Annotated in this window: 11 protein-coding genes; 5 read left to right on the top strand and 6 right to left on the bottom strand. The window is 69.5% G+C overall.

The annotated features are described in order from the left end of the window. Positions 1-149: 149 nt before the first annotated feature. The 4 genes from AC1KAT_RS20980 to AC1KAT_RS20965 form a co-directional block, all read right to left on the bottom strand. On the bottom strand, positions 150-2,213 hold the full coding sequence (locus AC1KAT_RS20980; RefSeq protein ID WP_480329053.1) for a putative bifunctional diguanylate cyclase/phosphodiesterase: 2,064 nt from the start codon (positions 2,211-2,213) through the stop codon (positions 150-152). A 140-nt stretch (positions 2,214-2,353) separates the two neighbouring features. Then, on the bottom strand, positions 2,354-4,687 hold the full coding sequence (locus tag AC1KAT_RS20975) for an AAA family ATPase (RefSeq protein ID WP_480329051.1): 2,334 nt from the start codon (positions 4,685-4,687) through the stop codon (positions 2,354-2,356). 240 nt (positions 4,688-4,927) lie between these two features. After that, on the bottom strand, positions 4,928-5,200 hold the full coding sequence (locus AC1KAT_RS20970) for a BTH_I0359 family protein (protein ID WP_480329049.1): 273 nt from the start codon (positions 5,198-5,200) through the stop codon (positions 4,928-4,930). Positions 5,201-5,301: 101 nt separating this feature from the next. After that, the gene (locus tag AC1KAT_RS20965) at positions 5,302-6,435 is read right to left on the bottom strand and encodes a DUF3108 domain-containing protein (protein WP_480329047.1); all 1,134 of its coding nucleotides are present in this window, start codon (positions 6,433-6,435) and stop codon (positions 5,302-5,304) included. Positions 6,436-6,498: 63 nt separating this feature from the next. Here AC1KAT_RS20965 and AC1KAT_RS20960 point away from each other — a divergent pair, with 63 nt between their 5' ends. Continuing rightward, a complete protein-coding gene (locus tag AC1KAT_RS20960) occupies positions 6,499-7,491 on the top strand; it encodes a fumarylacetoacetate hydrolase family protein (RefSeq protein WP_480329045.1) in 993 nt (330 codons plus the stop codon). Between the two features lie 39 nt (positions 7,492-7,530). Here the strand turns inward: AC1KAT_RS20960 and AC1KAT_RS20955 are convergent, their stop codons facing one another. Then, entirely contained in the window at positions 7,531-8,844 is a 1,314-nt protein-coding gene (locus AC1KAT_RS20955; protein ID WP_480329043.1) for an aminotransferase class I/II-fold pyridoxal phosphate-dependent enzyme, read from the bottom strand. Positions 8,845-9,012: 168 nt separating this feature from the next. Here AC1KAT_RS20955 and AC1KAT_RS20950 point away from each other — a divergent pair, with 168 nt between their 5' ends. Both AC1KAT_RS20950 and AC1KAT_RS20945 read left to right on the top strand, forming a co-directional pair. After that, complete coding sequence (locus AC1KAT_RS20950) at positions 9,013-9,510, top strand: retropepsin-like aspartic protease family protein (protein ID WP_480329041.1); 498 nt, start codon at positions 9,013-9,015, stop codon at positions 9,508-9,510. A gap of 176 nt (positions 9,511-9,686) precedes the next feature. Continuing rightward, a complete protein-coding gene (locus AC1KAT_RS20945) occupies positions 9,687-10,703 on the top strand; it encodes a TraB/GumN family protein (protein ID WP_480329039.1) in 1,017 nt (338 codons plus the stop codon). 38 nt (positions 10,704-10,741) lie between these two features. Here AC1KAT_RS20945 and AC1KAT_RS20940 read toward each other — a convergent pair whose 3' ends face one another. Continuing rightward, positions 10,742-12,523 (bottom strand): S8 family serine peptidase, encoded by a 1,782-nt coding sequence (locus AC1KAT_RS20940; RefSeq protein ID WP_480329037.1) that lies wholly within the window; start codon positions 12,521-12,523, stop codon positions 10,742-10,744. A 167-nt stretch (positions 12,524-12,690) separates the two neighbouring features. On the opposite strand from AC1KAT_RS20940, the gene AC1KAT_RS20935 reads away from it, so the two are divergent. After that, a complete protein-coding gene (locus AC1KAT_RS20935; RefSeq protein WP_480329035.1) occupies positions 12,691-13,371 on the top strand; it encodes a PhaM family polyhydroxyalkanoate granule multifunctional regulatory protein in 681 nt (226 codons plus the stop codon). Beyond that, positions 13,368-14,606 (top strand): FIST signal transduction protein, encoded by a 1,239-nt coding sequence (locus AC1KAT_RS20930; RefSeq protein ID WP_480329033.1) that lies wholly within the window; start codon positions 13,368-13,370, stop codon positions 14,604-14,606. The genes AC1KAT_RS20935 and AC1KAT_RS20930 overlap by 4 nt, the downstream gene beginning before the upstream one ends. Positions 14,607-14,641: the final 35 nt, after the last annotated feature.

The following is a 14,641-nucleotide window of genomic DNA, read 5'->3' as shown; positions in this document are numbered from 1 at the left end:
GCATTGTAGAAAGGGTGTCAAGGGGTCTTGCTGCAACAGGCCGTGCAGAAGCGCAGCGACTGCGACATCAAGCAACGCCAGCGGAGCCGGCTTTGCCGGTCCGCCAGGCGGCGCCCCTTGGGGGCAGGAGCGCAGCGACTGGGGGGCAGTCAATCCGCGTGGGCGGGCAGGGTGTCGCCGAACAGGGAAGGCCGGAAGTCCAGCGAAGTCGGCCCGCCTTCGTCCTTGGTTGCCCACAACGCGAGCGCCTTGGCCGACATCGGCTTGGCGAACAAGAAGCCCTGCAGCTCGTCGCAACCCAGGCCACGCAGGATTTCCTGCTGCTGCGTCGTCTCGACGCCCTCGGCCACGACCTTCAGGCCGAGCGCCTGGGCGAGCTTGACCACCGCGTCGACGATGGCGCGGGCATCGACGCTGGTTTCCAGGTCCATCACGAAGCTGCGGTCGATCTTCAATTCTTCAGCGGCCAGCTGACGCAGGTAGCTCAGGCTCGAATATCCCGTGCCGAAGTCGTCGATCGACAGGTGCACGCCGGCAGCGGTGAGCTGCTCCAGCACCTGCAGGGTCACGCGCATGTCTTCCATCGCAGCCGACTCGGTGATCTCGCAGGTCAGCAGGCCCGGCTCGATGCGATGGCGCTTCAGCGCGTCGGCGATGCGCTCAACCAGGTCGGGCTGACGCAACTGGTGCACCGACAGGTTGATCGCCACGCGCATGCGCAGGCCCTGGTCGCGCCACTCGCGGATCTGCCGGCACACGTCTTCGATGAGCCAGTTGCCCATCGCGTTGATCAGGCCGAAGCGCTCGGCCAGCGGAATGAACACGCCCGGGCTCACCATGCCGCGCGTCGGGTGGTGCCAGCGCATCAGCGCCTCGGCGCCGGTGATCTGGCCGCTGGGCGCGTGGATCTTGGGCTGGTAGTACAGCTCCAGCTCCTGGTTTTCGATGGCGCGGCGCAGGTCGTGAAGCAGGTCGATCTGCTCGCGCGTGCCGGCCACCATGCGCGCCTCGAAGAAGCAATAGGTCGCGCCACCGCTGCGCTTGGCGGCCTGCATGGCCGCGTCGGCGTGGGCAATGAGCTTGGACATCGCGCCATGCTCGGGGTACATCGCAATGCCGATCGAACACGGCACCGCGACCTGGTGGTCTTCGATCTGGCAGGGCACGGCCAGCCGGCTCAGCACGCGCGAGGCGAGCTGCGAGGCGTCGGTGACGCCCGGGTTGCCGCCCAGCATCACCAGGAACTCGTCGCCGCCGGCGCGGGCCACGGTGTTGCCTTCGCCGATCAGCTCGCGCAAGCGCTGGCCGATCTCGCGCAGGACCATGTCGCCCGCCGCCTGGCCGAACGATTCGTTGACCGCTTTCATGCCGTCGAGGTTGATGAACAAGAGCGCGAGTCGGTGCGACTGGCGATCGGCGCGCGGACCGGCGCCGTGCATCAGCTCTTCGAACATCGCGCGGTTGGGCAGCCCGGTCAGCGGGTCGGTCTGCGCGGCCAGGCGCAGCTCGTCGCGGCTGCGCTTGAGCAAGGTCTTGAAGCGCGCTTCGAGCGCCGAGCCCAGCAGCAGCAAGGCCAGCATCGACGGCACCCCGATGGTCGCCAGCGCCGTCAGCGTCGCACTCGCCAGGCGGCCGCTGGTGAACGACAGCGCCAGCAACGGCACCTGCGCAGCCTGGAACACCACCGCGTCGCCGACCAGCAGCGCGCAGGCGAGGAAAGCCGCACTCAGCACGTGCCAGGCCCGGCTGCGCAGCCAGGGCAGTTCGCGGTGACGCTTCGCGGCGGCGCACAGTGCCAGGGCCGAGAGCAAACTCGTCGCGGCCCATCCCGCGAGCAGCAGGCCGGGGCTCCACCTCAGCGCCGGCTCCAGGTGCAGGGCCATCAGCAGCAGCATCGGGCCGACGCAGGCCCCCGCGCCCAGCACGAGCGCTGCGGCGGCCCAGCGCAGGCCGGGCGTGGGGCTGCCAACGCCAGTGCTCAGGGCCGCGACCATGCAAACGTAAGTGAGCGCCAGCGAAACGAACGCCAACGGCGCCTGGTAGCCGAGGCGGAAAGGCAGCGGCTCATCGGCCATGACGATCAGGTGGCCAGCCCAGACCCCACAGGCCAGTGCGAACGCGGCCCCGAGCAGGGCGCGCAAGGCGGCACTGCGCCGGCGCGAGGTGATGCCCCGCGCCAGGTCGAGCGTGACGTAGGCCGAACCCGCAGCCATCGCGGCGGCAGCGGCCCACAAATCAGCGCGGAATGCCCACGGAAGCGTCGTGCCGTCCATCAGGGCCTCGGGTGTCTTTCCATCCGAGGCTTATCGGCGGGGCCCTCCGCGCCTTGAGTCAAGGAGGCCCCGGATGTGGATCAATGCAGGAATCCCATGCCTTTTTGCCGCCGCACCTCGGGTTTGACCCGGTGCTCGGCTTCGAGTTGTGACAAGAACTCGTCGGGCTCGAAGACCTCGCCCAGCACATCGACCTGCCGCTTGACGGCCGCGAAGTCGCCCGGCGCGAGCGCGTCGAGCTGGGCCAGCCGGCGCGACTGCTCGGTCGTCAAACGCGTCGCGTCGCCGTCCAGCGCCTCGGCAATGAACATGCGCTCGCGCTGCTCGGCGGTCAGCGGCTTGAACTTGATCTTGAAGGTGAAGCGGCGCAGCGCGGCCTCGTCGAGGTCGTCGAAGAGGTTGGTGGTGCAGATGAACACGCCCGAGAAGCGCTCCATGCCCTGCAGCATCTCGTTGACCTCGCTGATCTCGTAGTTGCGCTCGGCCATGCGCCGGCTGCGCAAAAAGCTGTCGGCCTCGTCGAGCAGCAGCACGGCCTGCTCGGTCTGCGCCTCCTCGAACATGCGCGCCATGTTCTGCTCGGTCTCGCCGACGAACTTGCTGACGATGTCGGACGCCTGCCGGACCATCAGCGGGCGCTGCAACTCGTGCGCGAGGTGTTCGGCCAGCGCCGTCTTGCCCGTGCCCGGTGCGCCGTGGAAGCACAGCGTGCCGAAGCCCTTGCGCTTGAGCGCTTCGACGATCTTAGGCACCTCGAAGCGCGATTCGGTGTTGACCAGCGAAAGGTCGTACTGCGTCACGACGCGGCGCTCGCCCTTGCTCGCACGCACGTTGCCGAGCGCGCGGTCGGCGTTGCCCAACTGGCGCTCGATCAGCGCCTCGATCTGCGCGGCCACGTCGTCGCCCGGCGGGCTGAGCGCTGCCGCCATGTCGGTGGCCAGTTGCGCGAACTTCACCGCCGTGCGCACCTGGGCCGGCGTGAGCCCGCGTCGCTCGGCCAGCCGCGCGGCGAAGCCTTCCGACACCGGCACGCCCTGCAGCGCACGCATCACCAGCGCCTCGCGCGCCCCGGGCGGCGGGCTCTTGAGATCGAGGTGGTACTGGAAGCGGCGGCGAAACGCCGGGTCGATCTGCTCGATGCGGTTGGTGACCCAGATCACCGGCACCGGGTTGGTCTCGAGAATCTGGTTGACCCAGGCCTTGCCGCTCACGCTGCCCGACACGGCGCCGTCGCCGGTGTCGAGCCGCGCCATCAGCTGCGCCGCGTCGGTCGAGATCGGCGGGAAGACGTCTTCGACCTCGTCGAACAGCAGCGCGACCTGCGGGCTGCCCTTCAAGAACACCTGGCTGATCTGCAGCGAGCGGTAGCGGTCGCGCCCGCTGAGCGAGTTGCCGTCGCGGTCGGCGTACTCAACTTCGTACAGTTCCAGCGCGGCGGCCTGCGCAGCCACCTTGGCGAGTTCGGTCTTGCCGGTGCCGGGCGGGCCGTAGAGCAGCACATTGACGCCAGGCGCCTTGCGCTGCACGGCGTGGCGCAACAAGGCAGTGAGTACCTGCAGGTCGTCGCCCACGTAGTCGAAATCGCTCGGCTGCAGGCTGCTGCGTGTGGCAGGCCGCGTGAACACAGCCATCAAATCGGACGGGCCTTCGTAGTGGCGCATCAGCACCGGCGGCAGCTGTTCGCTGACCTTCATCAGGTCGGCCAGGTCGGTGATGTTGTGCTCGGAGATGAGGTTCTCGACCATGCCCGTGCGCTCGAGCCGCGAGCCGGCGCGCAAGGCTTCGGCGACGTCTTGCTCGTTGACGCCGGCCACGCTGGCAATAGCCGCATAGGCCTCCTGCGCGTTCGAGACCTTGAACTCGACCAGGAGGCTGCGCAGATCGCGCTGGTAGCGCGCCAGCGTGCCGTAGAGCAGCAGCGCGCGTTCGGCGGGGTTGAGCTGCAAGAGGCCGGCGAGCGCGTCGATGTTCTTCTCGACCAGCGTGGCTTCTTTCTTCAGGCTGTGGTCGAGCCAGTCGGCGGTGGCGCCAAGCACGGCGAGCAGGTCTTTGGGGGCGTCCTTGACGTATTCGTCGATGTAAAAGAAGAGCGTGCCTTCTTCATACGGGCCGCGCCAAGCGCCGTGGCGTTCGATGAACGCCTCGTCGCCCAGGGCCTCGTGGCCACGCCAGTGTTCGTTGCCCTTGCAGCGGTTGTTCAGAAACTCACGCAGGCGCGCCAGCACCGAGGTCGGCCACACGAGGTGCCGGCCGGTGAGCGCGAGCAGGCTGTTCCAGTCGCGCCGCACGTTGAAGCGCGAGGCGTGCCGCACGGTCAGCGTCAACACGAACTGCGAGCACATGCGGTCGAGCACCGGGGCTTCGACCAAGCCGGGTGACAACACCACACGGGCGTCAAGGTGACGGGCTGCCATGGCACCTCCTGCGGAACGAGGGGTCCGTTGTGCGCCGCAGCGCAAACGCACACGAACGATCTTGGCGCACTGTGCGCGAAGCCACAAGCCCTGCACGGCGCGCGGGCTTGTGGAGTGCGTCTTATACGGAGGCGCGCGGCCTCATGGGCTCAGGGTCGCCAGTCGAACGTGCGGCAATTCACGCAGATGACGTGGGCCCGCCGGCTGGCGGCAGGGCCCGCGAAAAGAAGGCCCGTGCCCTCAGTGCAGCACGACCGGCTGCTGCATCAAGGAGCTGTAGCGGCCGATGTAGTCGTCCATCTCTTCCTCGGAGGGCGAGGTCTCCATCAAGGCGGCGACGCCGTCCTTGAAGCTTTCGGCCATCGCGCCCTCGATGAAGATCTCTTTGCCCGCGAACTTGTCGACGATCTCGTAGCCGCCGCGCGTGAGGCGATCGTCCCCCTCGGGCGCGTCGCCCATCGGGGTGTCGAAAGACACGACCACGAAACTGTCCGAGTTGTAGAGCATCTGCATGAGGCTTCTCCTTCGCACCGAAGTTCGGGTCGTTGGAGCAATCTTCAAGCCGACCCGGTGGGAGCGCATCCCCATGCTTGCTGGGGGGTGAGGCAATCACGTCAGGGTGGAGCCGGCAGACCGTCGAGAAGTTCCAGCGTCTGGTTGCCGATGAGCACGCGCACCGGCAGGTGGTGCCGCGTGGGGTCGAGCCACACCTCGGCCTGGGTGCCGTGTTCGCCCGAGGCTTCGCGCACCACGCGCAGGGCGCGCACGCTGCGGCCATCGGCCAGGCGCAGGTCGTCGCTGCCCTGCACGCGCAGCACCCACACGTCGGCGTCGCCCCGGGCGCCCACCACGAACAGGCGGATCTGGCTGCCCGGCTTGAAGCGCTGGGGGTTGGCCGCGACGATGCCCGGCACCTGCAGCAGCCAGGTCAGGCGGTCTTGCGTGCCGGTGTGCAGCGGGTATTCGTTCGACGGGCCCGAGAAGGTGATGCGCGCGCTGTCACGGCGAAAGTTGGCGGCCTGTGCGCTGCGAAAGCGCCGCTCATCGGTGAAGCGTTCGGGGGCAATGCCGGCGGCGTCAATCGCCCCCTCGCTGTGCCAGGTGCGGACGATGACGCCCGACACGAGCATTTCCAGATGCGCCTCGTAACGCGTCGCATTCGGCTTCCACACCAGTTGGGCGGTGCCGCTGAGCCGGCCGCTTTGTGCGCCATAACTCAGGGTGACCGGGGGCGGCAACGTGGTGCGATAGGTCGGCAAGGCTTCGCCGGCAGCCGGGGCCGACGCCGAAGGCAAGGCGGCAGAGGCGCGCGCCACAAGGACGGCATCGGCGACCTCGGGTACAGCCGCACCGGTGTCAGCCGCGGATGCTGCATCGGCCAGCGTGAGGACCGGGGATTCGGGCTCGCTGCTCGGCTCGGGCGATGGCTCAGGCGCTTCGTCCAGCGAGGTGTCGGCCGGCAGGGACGGCACAAGCATCGGTGGGTCGGCGGGTGCCACAGCGGGCGCTGAAGGCCGGCGCAGTGCGGGCCGCTGGTTCGCCGCGACCGGGGCCGGTACGGCAGCGACCGTCGTCGGCGGCGCCTCGGGGGCCACGCTGCGCACCTGCACCGCAGGCAAGACACCGCTCACGCGATCGGAGCCATCGTCCCATTCACCCGCCGCGAAGCCTTGCAGCAGCGCGGCGTGCATCAGCAAGCCCACCGCCACCGAAACCAGCAGCGCGCGCCGCGCCGTGGGCCGCGTCACCCGGGGCCCTCAAGGCTGCATCGACAATAGAGGCTTCGGCATTCAGCGCCGCAATCACACACCATGAAACTTGCGACCTACAAGGACGGCTCGCGCGACGGGCAACTGGTTGTTGTCTCGCGCGACCTGAGCACGGCCCATTATGCGAGCGGCATTGCGACGCGCCTGCAGCAGGTGCTCGACGACTGGGGCTTCCTCTCGCCGCAGCTCGAAGACCTGGCGACCACGCTGAACCATGGCAAGGCGCGGCACGCGTTTCCCTTCGATCCGAAGATGTGCATGGCGCCTTTGCCGCGCGCCTACCAGTGGGCCGATGGCTCGGCCTTCATCAACCACGTCGAGCTGGTGCGCAAGGCGCGCGGCGCCGAGGTGCCTGAGAGCTTCTACACCGACCCGCTGATGTACCAGGGCGGCAGCGACGACTTCATCGGGCCGTGCGACGACATCCTGCTGCCGAGCGAGAAGATGGGCATCGACTTCGAGGCCGAGGTCGCGGTGGTGACCGGCGACGTGCCGATGGGCACCGATGCCGACGCGGCGCTCGACGCCATCCGCTTCGTGATGCTGGCCAACGACGTGTCCTTGCGAAACCTCATTCCGGCCGAACTGGCCAAGGGCTTCGGTTTCTTCCAGAGCAAGCCCGCCACCGCCTTCAGCCCGGTGGCCGTGACGCCCGACGAGCTGGGCGCCGCCTGGAAGGGCGGGCGCGTGCACCTCGCGCTGCAAAGCACCTGGAACGGCAAACGCGTGGGCCTGTGCGACGCGGGCGACGAGATGACCTTCCACTTCGGCCAGTTGATCGCCCACATGGCCAAGACACGCAACGTGCGCGCCGGCAGCATCGTCGGCAGTGGCACGGTGAGCAACAAGGACTGGTCGCACGGCTACTCGTGCATCGCCGAAAAGCGCGCCATCGAAACCATCGAGAGCGGCGAGCCCAAGACCGAGTTCATGCGCTTCGGCGACACGATCCGCATCGAGATGAAGGGGCTCGACGGGGCCAGCGTATTTGGCGCCATCGACCAGACGGTCGCGCACGTCCACGGCGAGTCCTGAGACACGCTGGGCCCGTCGGCCCAGCGTTCGCCTCGCCGTTCAGGCCGCTTCGGCCTCGTGCTCGACCTCGCCTTGCGGCGCCGCCTCGCGCGCCGTGTCGGCGATCACCCGCACCGGTTCGTCCACACCGCCCTCGGCCTGCTCGGCCTCGCGCACGACCGCGGCCACGGCTTCGAGCGCCTGGCCGATTTCTTCTTCGGTGTGCAGCGCGGTGATGAAGAAGCGCAGGCGCGCCAGGCCCTTGGGCACCGCCGGGTAGATCAGCGGGTGCGCGCACACGCCGCGGTGGTACAGCGTGAACGATGCGGCCAGCGCCAGCTCGCGTTCACCCAGCATCACCGGCAGGATGGGCGCCTCGTCGCAGGTGCCGATGTTCAGGCGCAGCCCGAACGCGGCCTGCTGCGCCTGGCGCACGCGGGCCTGCAGCAGGCGCACACGCTCGGGCTCGGCTTCGATCACGGACAAGGCCGCGTCCGCCGCCGCTGCGCCGATGGGCGGCAAGGCGGTGCTGAACACATAGGCCGGGCAGTTGCCACGCAGGTAGTCGATGAGCTCGGCGCGGCCCGAGATGTAGCCGCCGCAGCTGGCCAGCGACTTCGACAAGGTGCCCATCCACAGGTCCACGTCGTCGCGGTTCACGCCGGCATGCTCGGCGATGCCGCGGCCGGTGGCGCCCAGCGTGCCCAGCGAGTGCGCCTCATCGACCATCAGGTGGAAGCCGTAGCGCTGCTTGAGCGCGACGATTTCGCGCAGCGGACACACGTCGCCGTCCATGCTGTAGGCGCCTTCGACCAGCACCAGCACCTTGCGGTACTTGTGCGCCTCGCGCTTGAGCACGGCTTCGAGCGCACGCACGTCGTTGTGCTTGAAGCTCAGGCGCTGCGCGCCCGACAGGCGGATGCCTTCGAGCCCGCTCTGGTGCATCAGGTTGTCGTGGATGATGAGGTCGTGCGCGTCGAACAGAAAGCCGATGGTGCTGGCGTTGGTGGCGAAGCCGCTGTTGAAGGTGATCGCCGCCTCAGTGCCCAGGAAGTCGGCAATGTGCGCGTCCAGCGCGTCGTGCACCGCCGTCTGCCCGGCCACCACGCGGCTGGCGGACGACGAGCTGCCGAAGCGGTCGAGCGCCGCGTGCGAGGCAGCCAGCACACGCGGGTGCTGGGTGAGCCCGAGGTAGTCGAAGCTCGAAAAGTTGATGAGTCGGTGGCGGTCCACCTCGATGTAGGCCCCGTCGCTGCGGTCGCGGCTGATGAAGAACGTACCCGCCCCCGACAGCTTCCGCTGCGCCGCGTAGGCCCGCACCGCCGAAGCGTCTTGGGACCAGCGGTTGAAGCGTGCTGTTTTGATGAGATTCATGTCGAAAACTCCGGACTTGAAGTTGGCAAGAGCGCCATCCCTAGGATGCGATGCCAGTGATTGCTTCGGTGTATCCGTGAGTGAGTTCACAACACTTTGCAGGCGTGCGCCCACCGACCTGAGGGACCGCAAATCGGGGTTGGCCGGGCGGCGGGCGACACTTGCGTCATGTCAAACGAGCTTCCCTCCAGTCTCAAGGTCGTCACGGTGTGGCTGCTGGTCGGCGTGGCGGTGTTTCTGGGCATCCAGGCCCTGCAGCACCGTGCCCAGCAGGCCCGTTTTCATGCCGAGGGCGAGGTGGTCGAGATCCGCCGCTCGGCCGACGGGCACTACCACTGGCCCGGCCGCATCAACGGCCAGCGGGTGGACTTCCTGATCGACACCGGCGCCACGGGCACGGCCATTTCGACACAACTTGCCCGCGAACTGGGCCTGCCGGCGCGCGGCGAGATCCAGTCGAACACCGCCAACGGCCCCGTCACCGGCCAGCTCGTCGAGGCCAACCTCGAACTGCAAGGCGGCGTGCGCGCCGAGCGCCTGCGCATCGCCGCCCTGCCCAGCCTGGACGGCCACCCGCTGCTGGGCATGGACGTGCTCGGCCGCCTGCGCTGGCAGCAGCGCGATGGCGTACTCACCATCGACTTGCGGCCCGACGCCGCCCGCTGACCGCTGACCGCTGAGCCGCCCAGCCCCCGCAGTGCCCACGCGCACGGCAGGGTGTTTGGCCGGCGGCCACGACCCTGCGGGCACGATGTGCCGTCCTGGCACTTGTGTCGATGAGCGACACGGCGGCGGCGACCATGAGCGCGGCCCCGTGGCGCGCGTGTTGGAGGCACGCGCCCATGCATCGGATCCCGCATCTCGGCTCGGCTGGCCCGGTGGGCCGGCGTTTGTGCGCCTGGCTGGCGTGCTTCGGGCTGGGCCTCGTGCTCGCGCTGGCGGTCGGCCGTGTGGCCAGCGCCGAACCGGCGCGACCCACCGCACCGCCCTGCCCGCCCGCCCCCACCGCGCTGACCGAGGCCGAGTGGCATCAGCAGCTGTCGGTGGCACGCGACCGCGGCTTTCTGTGGCGCATCAGCAAGGCCGGGCGCAGCTCGTACCTGTACGGCACCATCCACATCGGCCGGCGCGAGTGGCTGGTTCCCGGGCCCACCGTGCGCCGCGCGGCGATCGACAGCGAGGTCATCGCCGTCGAGATGGACGTGCTCGACCCCCGGGTGCTGAGCGACTTCCAGACCGCGCTCGCGGGCACCCCGCGCCACGCGCTGCCCGCGCCTTTGCGGCATCGCCTGCGCACACAAGCTTCGGCCGCCTGCCTGTCCGACGACACGCTGGCGGCGCTGACGCCCGAAATGGCCGCCGTGAGCCTGGTGGTCGGCGCGGCGCGGCAGGACGGGCTGGAGACGGCCTACGCCATCGACCCGGTCTTCATGGGCATGCGCCAGGTGCGGCCGGTGGTGTCGCTCGAATCACCGCAATTGCAGGCGCAGCTGCTGCACGGGCGCGATGCCCGCGAAACGCGCGAGTTCGTCGAGAGCGTGCTGAAGAGCCTGGAGTCGGGTGAGGCGCGCACCGGCCTCGTGCGCCAGGCGCACATGTGGGCGCAGAGCCGCCACGACGAATTGACCCGCTACGAAGCGTGGTGCGACTGCCTGCGCACGCCGGGCGAACGCGCCTTGCACGCACGCTGGCTCGATGCGCGCAACCCCGGCCTGGCCGATGGCATCGACCACATCCACACGGGTGGGCGCACGGTGTTCGCCGCCGTGGGCAGCTTGCACATGGTGGGCCCGCAAGGCCTCCCGGCCTTGCTGTCGGCCCGCGGCTACACGGTCGAACGAGTGGCGTTCGAACCGTGAGCCTCGCGGCGGCCGGCAGGCCGCCGCGCCGAGCCCGCTCAGTCGAGCCGCAAGGTGTAGCTCGCGGTCGAGCCGTTGCTGCCGCTGGCGTAACGCACACGAACCAGGTAGGTCGCGGTCGTGGTGCCGTTGTTGCGCACCGAGGTGCTGTCCACCACCCCCGTGCCGTTGGTGCTGCTGGCGAGCTGCGTGCCGCTGGCGTTGTAGATGTACAGGTTGAAGTTGGAGCTGCTGTTGGGCGTCAGCGTCGCACCGAGCGTGCTGCCCGGAGCGATCGACACGCGGTAGTAGTCGGTGTCGTAGATGCTCGAAATCACACCGGTGACCGTGTCGCCCTCACGCACCGCCTGCGCGCTGCTGGTCGAGCTGTTGGGCTCGACCTCAGCGACTTGCTGCCCCGTGGGCGGGGGTGGCGGTGGGTTGGTGCCGCCGCCCGAGGCATCGACCGCCGCGTTGGCGTTGACGATGCCGGCGCCGCATTGCGAACACGTGGCCGGGAAGGCCCGTGCCGTGCTGCGCAGGATCGACGACACCTGGTCGGCCGTGAGCGCCGGGTTGCGCGACAGCATCAGCGCCACGACGCCGGCCACGTGCGGGGCGGCCATCGAGGTGCCTTGGTAGTACGCGAAGTTGTCGGAGCTGGGTGTGCGCGTGCCGCTGTTGAGCGTCGAGAGCACGCCGTTGGCCGCGCCGCTGCGCGTGTCGCCGCCGGGAGCGGCCACGGTCACGCGCGAGCCGTAGTTCGAATACGACGCGCGGCCGCCGTTGCGGCCGGTCGCCGCCACCGAAATGACGCCCGAGCAGCTGGCCGGTGAGAAGTTGGCCGAGTCGGCGTTGCTGTTGCCCGCGGCCACGACGACGATCGCGCCGCGCGAACGGGCGGCGTTGACGGCGTTCTGCCAGGTCGTGCTGCAAGCGCCACCACCGCCGAGCGACAGGTTCAGCACGCGCGCCGGCGTGGGGTTGGCCGGCACGCCGGAGACGGCGCCGCCTGCGGCCCAAACCACGCCATCGGTGATGTCGGAGGTGTAGCCGCCGCACTTGCCGAGCACACGAACCGGCAGCACCTTGGCGTTGAAGGCCACGCCTGCGACGCCACTGCCGTTGTTGGTGACCGCGGCGATGGTGCCGGCCACGTGCGTGCCGTGCCAGCTGCTGTTTTGCGAAGGGCTGAAAGTGCTGCACTCACCGGCCGACGCGTAGTCGCCCGCATCTTGTGCGTTGTTGTCGCGGCCGTTGCCGTCATTGGCGCGGCTGCTGTCGGCGATGAAGTCATAGCCGGGCAGCACGTTGGCGGCCAGGTCGGCGTGGGGCCGGTAGCCGGTGTCGATGACCGCGACCACGACGCCCGTGCCGGTGGCCTTGTCCCACGCCGGCGGCAGGTTCAGGCCGCCCGCCGCTTCGAAGTAGTGCCACTGCTGGCCGTACTGCGTGTCGTTCGGCGTCATCTGCGTGGTCATGATGGTGTCGGGCTCGGCGTACTCGACGCTCGGGTCGCCAGCGGCAATCTCGCGCGCGAGCTGGGCGACTTCGGCCAGCGGCAGGCGACGCTCAAGCCGCATCACGTGCGCTTCGGATGCGGCGTTGCGCAGCCATTCGAGGCGGGCGCCGCGGCGCAGCGCGGCGTCTTGCGCAAAGCGGTGCAGGCGCGTGCGGTCGGTGGCCGCGGCGGCGCGGGCCACGCCGGGGGCGCTGTCGCGGTACTTGATGATGAGCCGGTCGGTCGGCAGGGGCTCGGGGCTTTGCGCGAAGGCCGGGGCGGCCATCAGGCCGGCGAGCAACAACGCCAGCCCGAAGCGGCTGGAAGCGGGGGTGGTCATGCGTCTGTCTCCTCGTTGGTGGTGGACTGCGCTTCTTTGAACGCAGACGCTGAGGGTTCCCCGGGGTGCCGGCGCCGTCAACGGGGGTTCCCCGCATCTGGCAACCTTCTTCGTCGAAATGCGAGAGGCACAATGACTCGCCCCCCTGCCCCCTGAAGGAGACCGCCATGGCCGACAGCAGCCCCGACCTCAGCAAGTTCGTTCCCGGTTTCGACTTTCTGCAGGGCCTGGTGCGCAACGCCGGCTCGGCCATGCCCGGCGTGGGGCAATGGATCGCCCCGACGCTCAACCCCGAAGAGATCGACAAACGCATCGACGAGCTGCGCACCGTGCAGTTCTGGCTGGAGCAGAACGCGCGCATGCTGGCCGCGACCATCCAGGCGCTCGAAGTGCAGCGCATGACGCTGTCGACCCTGCGCACGATGAACGTGCAGATGGGCGACCTGGGCGAAGCGATGCGCATCCGCATGCCCGGCGACGCGAGCCCGCCGCCGGCCGCCGCGCCCAAGGCCGCCCCCGCGCAACCCGGCAGCGCCGATGCCGCCGCCGCGCGCGGCCTGGTGGACCCGATGCAATGGTGGGGCGCGCTCACCAAAGAGTTCAGCCAGCTCGCCACGCATGCGCTGAAAGACGGCGCCGCCGAAGTCACCAAGAACCTGCCCGGCGCCACGGCCATGGCCGAGGCCGCTGCGAAGGCCATGAAGACCGCGATGAAGCCAGCGGCTGCGCCCAGCACGTCGCGCACCGGCACGCCCAAGCCCGCCGCGAAGAAAGCCGCCGCCAAACGCGGCAAGGCGGCCAGCGCCAAGACCGCCCGCCGCCGCCGCACGGGCAGCGAGGGCGCATGAGGCTGTTCGCGCACGCGCACGCCACCCACCCCGAGTGGCCGATGGCGGTGGCGCTGGCCGCCGCGCAGATCGACGCGCAGCGCGCCGACCCCGAAGGCCGCTACGTGCAGCAGCCCACGCTGGGGTGGGTCTACCTCAGCGACCACTACGCGGCACACGCCGAAGCCCTGCTGGCCGAGCTGCAACAGCGCTGGCCCGGTGTGGCCTGGGTCGGCTCGGTGGGTGTCGGCGTGTCGGCCAGCGGCGTCGAGTACATGGACGAGCCCGCGCTGGTGTTGATGCTCGGCGATGTGCCGGCCGATCGGTTTCGTGTGTTCTCGGGCATCAAGCCGCTCGGCGCAGCGCCGGGCCCGTCAAGCAGCGCGTTCGACGCCCACACCGCACAAGTACATGCCGACCCGGCCTGCGACGACCTCGGCAGCCTGATCGGCGAGATGAGCGAACGCGTGGCCACCGGCTATCTCTTCGGTGGTCTGGCCTCGGCGCGCACGCGGGCGTTGCACATCGCCGACGGCATCTGCGAAGGCGGCCTCTCGGGTGTGGCCTTCGGGCCGGGCGTGAAGCTCGTCTCGCGGGTGACGCAAGGCTGCCAGCCCGTCGGCCCGGCACGGCGCATCACCGGTGGCGAACGCAACCTCGTTGCCACCCTCGACGGTGAACCTGCGCTCGACGTGCTGCTGCGCGACCTGCACATCGACACCACCGAACCGCGCGACGCCCTGCCCCGGTTGCGCCAGACCATGGTCGGCCTGAGCGACGCCAACGAAGACCTGATGCCGCGCCATGGGCAGTTCGGTGCCGACACGCGCGTGCGCCACCTGATCGGCATCGACCCCAAGCAACGCGGCGTGGCCATCAGCGACGTGGTGCACGAAGGGATGCGCCTCGCGTTCTGCAGCCGCGACACCGAAGCCGCTCGGCGCGACCTGGTGCGCATCTGCGCCGAGATCCGCGAAGAGCTGGAGCCCGAAGCCCTGCCGCTGGCCACCGCCCTCGCTCTGCAGGGCGACGCGGCCGGCACGCAGCCGCACCCGGCGCGACGCATCGCCGGGGCCGTCTACGTGAGCTGCACCGGGCGCGACGGCCCGCACTTCGGGGCGCCTTCGGCTGAGCTGGCCATCATCAAGCACGCGCTGGGCGACGTGCCGCTGGTTGGTTTTTTCGCCGCCGGCGAGATCGCCCGCCACCACCTCTACGGCTTCACCGGGGTGCTGACGGTGTTTGTGGGCGAATGAGCGCGGCGTTGCCCAAGGCCTGAACGCGCGCCGGC

It is taken from the genome of Piscinibacter sp. PDB5-1, assembly GCF_056676035.1.
Note: the sequence above shows the minus strand (reverse complement) of the source record. Positions and strands in the feature narration are given on the sequence as shown.

Excerpts from the sequence above, each read along its gene's own strand:
- AC1KAT_RS20935 (WP_480329035.1), top strand. The coding sequence starts at position 12,691 with ATGGCCGACAGCAGCCCCGACCTCAGCAAGTTCGTTCCCGGTTTCGAC.
- AC1KAT_RS20980 (WP_480329053.1), bottom strand. The coding sequence starts at position 2,213 with ATGGCTGCGGGTTCGGCCTACGTCACGCTCGACCTGGCGCGGGGCATC.
- AC1KAT_RS20960 (WP_480329045.1), top strand. The coding sequence starts at position 6,499 with ATGAAACTTGCGACCTACAAGGACGGCTCGCGCGACGGGCAACTGGTT.
- AC1KAT_RS20950 (WP_480329041.1), top strand. The coding sequence starts at position 9,013 with ATGTCAAACGAGCTTCCCTCCAGTCTCAAGGTCGTCACGGTGTGGCTG.
- AC1KAT_RS20970 (WP_480329049.1), bottom strand. The coding sequence starts at position 5,200 with ATGCAGATGCTCTACAACTCGGACAGTTTCGTGGTCGTGTCTTTCGAC.
- AC1KAT_RS20955 (WP_480329043.1), bottom strand. The coding sequence starts at position 8,844 with ATGAATCTCATCAAAACAGCACGCTTCAACCGCTGGTCCCAAGACGCT.
- AC1KAT_RS20940 (WP_480329037.1), bottom strand. The coding sequence starts at position 12,523 with ATGACCACCCCCGCTTCCAGCCGCTTCGGGCTGGCGTTGTTGCTCGCC.
- AC1KAT_RS20975 (WP_480329051.1), bottom strand. The coding sequence starts at position 4,687 with ATGGCAGCCCGTCACCTTGACGCCCGTGTGGTGTTGTCACCCGGCTTG.
- AC1KAT_RS20930 (WP_480329033.1), top strand. The coding sequence starts at position 13,368 with ATGAGGCTGTTCGCGCACGCGCACGCCACCCACCCCGAGTGGCCGATG.
- AC1KAT_RS20945 (WP_480329039.1), top strand. The coding sequence starts at position 9,687 with ATGCATCGGATCCCGCATCTCGGCTCGGCTGGCCCGGTGGGCCGGCGT.